This window comes from Bacillus mycoides, assembly GCF_001757995.1.
GTDB classification, from domain to species: domain Bacteria; phylum Bacillota; class Bacilli; order Bacillales; family Bacillaceae_G; genus Bacillus_A; species Bacillus_A mycoides_B.
This window is the reverse complement of sequence record NZ_LXLV01000012.1, coordinates 155,778-162,273: the sequence shown is the minus strand read 5'-3', so window position 1 is coordinate 162,273 and position 6,496 is coordinate 155,778. Positions and strand designations below refer to the sequence as shown.

Genomic DNA, 6,496 nt, shown 5'->3' with positions numbered 1-6,496 from the left:
TACATCTATCATTATAACTACAAACGATTCCAAAAACGACTCAATCATCGAGCTCCGATCGAATATCGAATTTCGATGGCTGCATAGTCTTTTTTACAGTTGTCTACTTGACGGGGATAAGTCCAAATGGTGTCTTTTTGCTTATGTAACTATGATTTGTCCTTATTTTTATAAATATATATTTAGCAAAGACTTCCTTATTTTAAACTATTTTCAAAAGTAATTTCATCTCTTTTATTTGTTCTATGTGACGCTGTTCATGCAAGTATATCAGTTCTATCCATTGATCAAGAAGTAATTCTCCCAGAGCAGGATGCTTCACTGATTTTTTCGCTAACATAGATTCATCCTCTATTGTACTAAGAAAAGTCATCAATTTTTTTCTCGCATCGTTTAACAAATCAATCATTTGTTGCACTTCAAATGGTTCCAAGCTTGGTTCAAGAATTTCTGGGGCTGTAAATTTTTTCGTTCTATCTAACAATATAGAGTGAATTTCTTGACGCTCTTTTTTGGTACTATCAATCTCTTTTAATCCAAATGAAATAACTTTTATAGCTACCTCATCTAATAAAACTAAGTGCTGACAAACTTGTGCTATACTCCATTTATTCATATCTGGCTTACTATTGAATTGAGCATCACTCAATAAATTAATCTCCTTTAATAGGTCATTTCTCGTTTCATAAAACTTGTCATTTACAAATTTATTCATGAGATTTCTCCCTCCACATGAAAGTACATACTTAAATTCCTATTCCGTATATATTCTCTACGATAAAAAGGTTTCCCTTTACCACTCTACGTTAAGGGGTAGTACCATCTCCCCTGTCACCACCCCTATTTATCAGTTCAACAAGTTGAATTTGAGAATAAAAGTAAGATTAGACCTATTTTTGCACCCGAACCACATATCTTGAATAACTGTAAAAAAATCAAATTTCCGTTATGGAGAACAATGAATTTCTTCATTTTACGGTGCAGTACCCTATAAAGAAAAGACACTCTCATGAGTGCCTCTCCTTAGCAACCGAATCCGCTGCAGCTAGCTCCAACTATTATTAATAAGATAAAGAGCACAACAAGTAATGCGAATCCGCCACCAAAGCCACAGCCTCCACCGCAACTACCGCCATATCCCATATTAATCCCTCCTTTTTTAGGAGAAAACGCGAGGTCACACATGCATTCCACTGGGTTCACTTTACTTTATGTTTTTAGGGATTAATTGAGCAGGTCCTTTAAGAAAAAAAGACCGCCTACTATGGGCGATCGATTTTTACTAAGTATTTTTTAATGCTTGTTTCAACGTTTCACCTGTTTGTTCAAGCCATTCTAGAGGAGTCAGTTTTAAAGCAGGAAAATAAATGTCAGTATAATATTCAATGAATTCTTCTTTTTTTTCCGTGGATGGATCACTGTTTAAAAATGCAGTTATGTACTTTATAGTATTTTCTATACAAACTTTGTGGGCTTCTTCTATAAATTCGTGTAAGGCTTTTTCTGGTGTTCCCATATCTTGATGGAATGTTCCATCTAAAAAGTCACTTAATTCTTCATAAATATAATCTTTATCATTCATAAATAGCCTCCTAAATTTCTATCTTACGGGATATCCTGTTCGAATATAACGTCCTTGCTCTTCTTTTGTAAGACAATTTTAGCAATAGTCATCTCTAAAATATCTTCAGAACCTCTTGCGATGACTATTGCTAATAATTATCTAGAAAAAACGATCTTAAAACGTAAGATAACGGGAGGTGTGTGAAATAATAGATAAAGCCGACTTCATGTAGAAGTCAGCCACTTAAATTATTACAATTCTTTATTTTTCCCTTTTTTAAATTCTTTTCGTTTATCTAGCCAAATATGAATTAAGTCTACTAATTCAACCGTTTCTATCTCGCAAAATTCTCCCTTACCATCTTCGGCCAAATTGTCTAGGACGATAGTTGTATCTTTCCGAATTTCTAAACCGCAAATGTTGCCATTTACTTCCACGCAATCTTTTTCCCCGTTTAAAACACTATGTATTTCTTCTAAAATCCAATCTCCAAACGCAGAAACTTCAACGCCTAAACAAGTTTCAATAAGTTTAATTTCTCTGGGAAGTCTCATAACTAATTTTCCGTTGGTAAGTACTTCAAAACTATATGGATATTTCATTACTATTGTACTCCTTTATACTAAAAATAAAATTTATTCCGATGGGAAATCAGAGATGATTTCCCCATTTTTATCTAGATACACGCTAATCTCTATACCATCTGAGCCTATTCCTGAGTATGTGTTACCAAATTCATAAGTTCTATTATTATATGCTTCATTTATATTAGCTACAATTTTTTGTGGGCTCCAATCTTTATGGAAGGGATTTAAATAGGGCATCTAGAAAACTAAACTTATTCCCCAAAAAGGGCAGTATTTTCGCCCTGCTCGGCTCCAATAGGTTGGGCAAGACAACGGTTGTAGAATAAACGTCTGATGAACACATGGCTCTATGCTAAGCGCAGGACATATCCCGATTCTGATAACCTAGAAAAGGAAGTGAGTCAGATTTTAATTGCCAATATTCATTCTCTTTTGTTATTCATGCATCGAATCCACCTTTTTGACAAAGGGCTTCAAGCATGAATAACAAAAAAGGATTTGTAGCTTTAAAACAATAGGGCTGGGAAAAAGGAGAGATTCATGATGGGACAAAGTAACAAGGGCTTCTCCGAAACAGGGCTGCACAAAATGCGCAACGTGCTGGCACGACATGTCGATTCCGGGAAGATTCCTGGGGTCGTCGCCTTAGTCAGCCGGAACGGTGAGACGCACGTCGAAGCGCTCGGCACGATGCGCCATGATGGTGGTGCGCCGATGCGCCGGGACACGATCTTTCGGATGGCCTCGACGTCCAAGCCGCTTGCGATTGCGGCGGCAATGATCCTGCTCGACGAGTGCAAGCTGCGGCTGGATGACCTGGTAGACACGTGGCTACCGGAACTCGCTGACCGGCGGGTGCTGAAGCGGCTCGACGGCCCGCTGGACGATACCGTGCCAGCGCATCGGCCGATTACCGTACGGGACCTGCTGACTTCCACGTTCGGGCTCGGTATGGATATTACGTCGCTGGGCACTCCGATCATGAACGCTATCTTCGAGAAGGGACTCACGCCCGATCTACCGGTGCCGATGCCCGAGCCGGATGAGTGGATGCGCCGCCTTGGCGAGCTTCCGCTGATGTACCAGCCCGGAGAGCGCTGGCAATACCATATCAGCAACGATTTACTCGGCGTGCTCATCGCCAGGGTCACGGGTCAGTCATTTGAGACGTTCCTGCGTGAACGCATCTTCGCCCCCTTAGGCATGAAGGACACCGGTTTCCACGTGCCCGCCAACAAGATCGACCGGTTGCCCACCCTCTACGCCCCCGACCCGCAGACTGGAGAGTTCATCGTGTGGGACGAGGCCAAGGGAGGACGCTGGAGCCAGCCTCCGGCGTTCCAGGGCGGCGGCGGTGGGCTGGTCTCCACCGTCGACGATTACAACGCTTATTTACAGATGCTGCTGAATCACGGGATGCACGAAAGCGAACGGATCCTGTCCCGGCCCGCCGTCCAGCTGATGACCACCAACCGCCTCACGCCCGAGCAGCAAGCAGCTCGAAACGCCATGGCCAAGGGCAACGTCCATGTGTCATTCGGCCAAGGGCAGCACGGCGGATGGGGCTTCGGGATGGCAGTGCGCACCTACCGTGGCGACTACGCGCCCATCGGCCAGTTCGGCTGGGACGGTGGAAGCGGCACCACGACCTACGCCGACCCGCACAACCAGCTCACCGGAATCCTGCTTACCCAGGTCGGGCTGTCAGTCCCGAATTCGGCACGGCTTATCCACGACTTCTGGACTACGGTCTACCAGGCAATCGAAGACTGACACCGATCCTGCGGTTCGTCGTTCGTTTAAAAAAAGGCCGGTGAATTTGAAATGCACCCCAATTATTAGACACTGTCTAACAATTGGGGTCACTTCAACAAGATCGACTTTTTTAATGGGTTAAAACTTCCTAAACGTTGTAAATCCGCATAAACCTGACGCTACCCCTATAAACAATGATGCACGGGAACAGTTGGGCATTATTAATAAGAGCCAAATAAAAAATTCTCTTGGATGCAAGAGGATTTTTTTATTGGGAATAGTAAGGGTGAGGGGAGGTGCATTACATATGGGAAAAGGTAGAAGTAATAATGCTGGTAAAAAGCAACCGAATTTCGATGATTCATCTAATTTCGCTAAACAAAGCCAACCGACAGAAAAGAAGAAGAAATAGGAAAAGAAGCTCTCTTGATAAAGAGAGCTTCTTTTTAAGATATATTGACGTTTCAGCACAACATATCGATTGCTAAACCAAATAGCCATAAGTACAAGGCTTAAATTCCTGCGAATGGCAGCCAATTTAATATTATTGTCCTGCTGCTTCTTGCCGTTGACAAACATACTATGTAACAGCAAACGAAGCAAAAATAAGCCCGTTACTAAAGCATCTCATCCACATTTAAAAGAATCTACATATACCTCCTCCCCTTAAAATCACCAAAACCTATTTACAAATCTATAAAAGTAGATATAATATCCTTATGGAACCTTTATTAATTTATAAAGCATTGTCAAACGAAACAAGATGTCAAATTTTATCATGGTTAAAAAATCCAGAAAACCATTTCGATGAAAAACCTTATCTAGAGCAAGGCCTTAGCTTTCAAGTTGGAGTGTGTGTAGGAGATATCCAGCTTAAAACTGGCTTAGCCCAATCGGTTATTTCTAGTTATTTATTAACTATGAAAAAAGCAGGACTACTAGACTCTGACCGAATCGGAAAATGGACATACTATCGTCGAAATGAAAAAACAATACGAGAGTTTTCTGAATACGTTCAAAACGAATTATAAAATGAAAGCTAATAATCAATTGATTATTAGCTTTCACACATTCTGCTTTTTACAGGTATCCAATTACTTTTTATAAGATTGCACTACCTATAAAAGCAAGAAACATAGAAAGGAGAAATTTTTTTAGTACATCATATCTAGTTATTCAGATATCTGTTATTGTATTTAACATTACATAATTCTAATAATATTGACATCCAATCATGCTTATAATAATGCTTCTTTATTAATAAATTTACTTTCAAAATACTGATACGAATGGAGAGTTTTATAAATGAAAAAAGTAAATCCTTTACTTATTCTGACACTCGCAATAGGTGTGTTCGGAATTATTACTACCGAGATGGGTATCGTCGGCGTATTACCACAAATCACTCAAAAATTCGGAATTTCAACTACACAAGCTGGATTTTTAGTAAGTATATTTGCACTAGTTGTTGCTATTTCTGGTCCGTTTTTAATTCTGCTCGTCTCTAGTATTAATCGCAAAATAATTTTATTAACAGCAATTTTTATTTTTGTTATTTCAAATATAATCTACGCTTATACAACACAATTTGAAATCATGCTTATTTTTCGTATTTTGCCGGCAGCACTTCACCCACTCTTCTTTTCAATCGCTCTTGTAACTGCTGCTAAACTTGTCCCTCCAGAAAAAAGCGGTCAAGCGGTTACAAAAGTCTTTATGGGAATTACCGTTGGCTTTGCTTTAGGTGTACCATTAACCTCTTACCTTGCAGACCAATTTTCACTAGAAATTGCTTTCTTATTCGGAGCGCTTGTTAACACTCTTGCATTCATTGGAATATTAATCTTACTCCCGTCTATGCCTGTTACAGAAAAAATGTCCTTCGGCAAACAAATTCGTATACTCGGCAAACCAGGATTATGGTTAAATATTTTAACTGTCACATTCCTTTTTGCAGCCATGTTTTCCGTATACAGCTACTTCGCTGAGTACCTTGCAAAAGTAACTTCCATGAATGGATCTCTCATCAGTATCATGCTATTCATATTTGGTATAGTTATGATTTTAGGTAATCATTTATTTGGTAGTCTCCTGCAAAAAAGTGTAGTAAACACCGTGATATCATTCCCTATTCTATATTCTGTTGTTTACATATTAGTTTATTATTTAGGTTCCTACCTTGTTCCAATGATTTTTATGGTATTCATTTGGGGAATCGTACATGCTGGCGGATTAATTGTTGGTCAAACTTGGTTAATAAGTGAAGCAAAAGAAGCACCTGAATTTGGTAATAGTCTATTCGTTTCATTCTCAAATCTCGGAATTACTCTAGGAACAACTATTGGAGGCTGGTTCATTTCCAACCTAGGTATTCACCAGCTTATTTGGAGCGGATTTATATTCACACTACTTTCATTTCTATTAATTATAATAAAACTAAAATTTTTCGATTCTAATAGCCAGGCTTCATTATCATGCTAGTACATTTTCAGTTCCAAATTTGATAAAAAAACATTATAAATTCTTCTTATAAGATTTTCCAAACTAAAAAGTATAACACTCAAAGCCTTTAGCCATAATTACGACTAAA

At 39.3% G+C, this 6,496-nt stretch carries 9 protein-coding genes; 4 read left to right on the top strand and 5 right to left on the bottom strand.

What is annotated here, in order from left to right:
• Positions 1-3: 3 nt before the first annotated feature.
• Positions 4-87, top strand: coding sequence for a hypothetical protein (locus BWGOE10_RS33905; RefSeq protein WP_367890491.1), 84 nt, complete (start codon positions 4-6; stop codon positions 85-87).
• A gap of 115 nt (positions 88-202) precedes the next feature.
• On the opposite strand, the gene BWGOE10_RS04620 is transcribed toward BWGOE10_RS33905, so the two are convergent.
• The 5 genes from BWGOE10_RS04620 to BWGOE10_RS04600 all read right to left on the bottom strand — a co-directional run bounded on the left by BWGOE10_RS04620 (position 203) and on the right by BWGOE10_RS04600 (position 2,388).
• Entirely contained in the window at positions 203-715 is a 513-nt protein-coding gene (locus BWGOE10_RS04620) for a DinB family protein (protein WP_070141116.1), read from the bottom strand.
• Between the two features lie 308 nt (positions 716-1,023).
• Entirely contained in the window at positions 1,024-1,143 is a 120-nt protein-coding gene (locus BWGOE10_RS04615) for a YjcZ family sporulation protein (protein WP_070141115.1), read from the bottom strand.
• A 139-nt stretch (positions 1,144-1,282) separates the two neighbouring features.
• Positions 1,283-1,582: a contact-dependent growth inhibition system immunity protein gene (locus tag BWGOE10_RS04610; RefSeq protein ID WP_070141114.1), complete on the bottom strand. Its 300-nt coding sequence runs from the start codon at positions 1,580-1,582 to the stop codon at positions 1,283-1,285.
• Between the two features lie 233 nt (positions 1,583-1,815).
• A complete protein-coding gene (locus BWGOE10_RS04605) occupies positions 1,816-2,166 on the bottom strand; it encodes a hypothetical protein (protein ID WP_070141113.1) in 351 nt (116 codons plus the stop codon).
• A gap of 33 nt (positions 2,167-2,199) precedes the next feature.
• Positions 2,200-2,388: an EndoU domain-containing protein gene (locus BWGOE10_RS04600; RefSeq protein WP_070141112.1), complete on the bottom strand. Its 189-nt coding sequence runs from the start codon at positions 2,386-2,388 to the stop codon at positions 2,200-2,202.
• A 306-nt stretch (positions 2,389-2,694) separates the two neighbouring features.
• On the opposite strand from BWGOE10_RS04600, the gene BWGOE10_RS04595 reads away from it, so the two are divergent.
• The 3 genes from BWGOE10_RS04595 to BWGOE10_RS04585 all read left to right on the top strand — a co-directional run bounded on the left by BWGOE10_RS04595 (position 2,695) and on the right by BWGOE10_RS04585 (position 6,387).
• Positions 2,695-3,924: a serine hydrolase domain-containing protein gene (locus BWGOE10_RS04595; RefSeq protein WP_070141111.1), complete on the top strand. Its 1,230-nt coding sequence runs from the start codon at positions 2,695-2,697 to the stop codon at positions 3,922-3,924.
• A gap of 701 nt (positions 3,925-4,625) precedes the next feature.
• The gene (locus BWGOE10_RS04590; protein WP_002087249.1) at positions 4,626-4,937 is read left to right on the top strand and encodes an ArsR/SmtB family transcription factor; all 312 of its coding nucleotides are present in this window, start codon (positions 4,626-4,628) and stop codon (positions 4,935-4,937) included.
• A 274-nt stretch (positions 4,938-5,211) separates the two neighbouring features.
• Complete coding sequence (locus BWGOE10_RS04585) at positions 5,212-6,387, top strand: MFS transporter (RefSeq protein WP_070141110.1); 1,176 nt, start codon at positions 5,212-5,214, stop codon at positions 6,385-6,387.
• Positions 6,388-6,496: the final 109 nt, after the last annotated feature.

Bases quoted from the DNA above. Each gene is read 5' to 3' on its own strand.
- BWGOE10_RS04620 (WP_070141116.1), bottom strand. From the start codon at position 715: ATGAATAAATTTGTAAATGACAAGTTTTATGAAACGAGAAATGACCTA.
- BWGOE10_RS04615 (WP_070141115.1), bottom strand. From the start codon at position 1,143: ATGGGATATGGCGGTAGTTGCGGTGGAGGCTGTGGCTTTGGTGGCGGA.
- BWGOE10_RS04610 (WP_070141114.1), bottom strand. From the start codon at position 1,582: ATGAATGATAAAGATTATATTTATGAAGAATTAAGTGACTTTTTAGAT.
- BWGOE10_RS04605 (WP_070141113.1), bottom strand. From the start codon at position 2,166: ATGAAATATCCATATAGTTTTGAAGTACTTACCAACGGAAAATTAGTT.
- BWGOE10_RS04600 (WP_070141112.1), bottom strand. From the start codon at position 2,388: ATGCCCTATTTAAATCCCTTCCATAAAGATTGGAGCCCACAAAAAATT.
- BWGOE10_RS04595 (WP_070141111.1), top strand. From the start codon at position 2,695: ATGGGACAAAGTAACAAGGGCTTCTCCGAAACAGGGCTGCACAAAATG.
- BWGOE10_RS04590 (WP_002087249.1), top strand. From the start codon at position 4,626: ATGGAACCTTTATTAATTTATAAAGCATTGTCAAACGAAACAAGATGT.
- BWGOE10_RS04585 (WP_070141110.1), top strand. From the start codon at position 5,212: ATGAAAAAAGTAAATCCTTTACTTATTCTGACACTCGCAATAGGTGTG.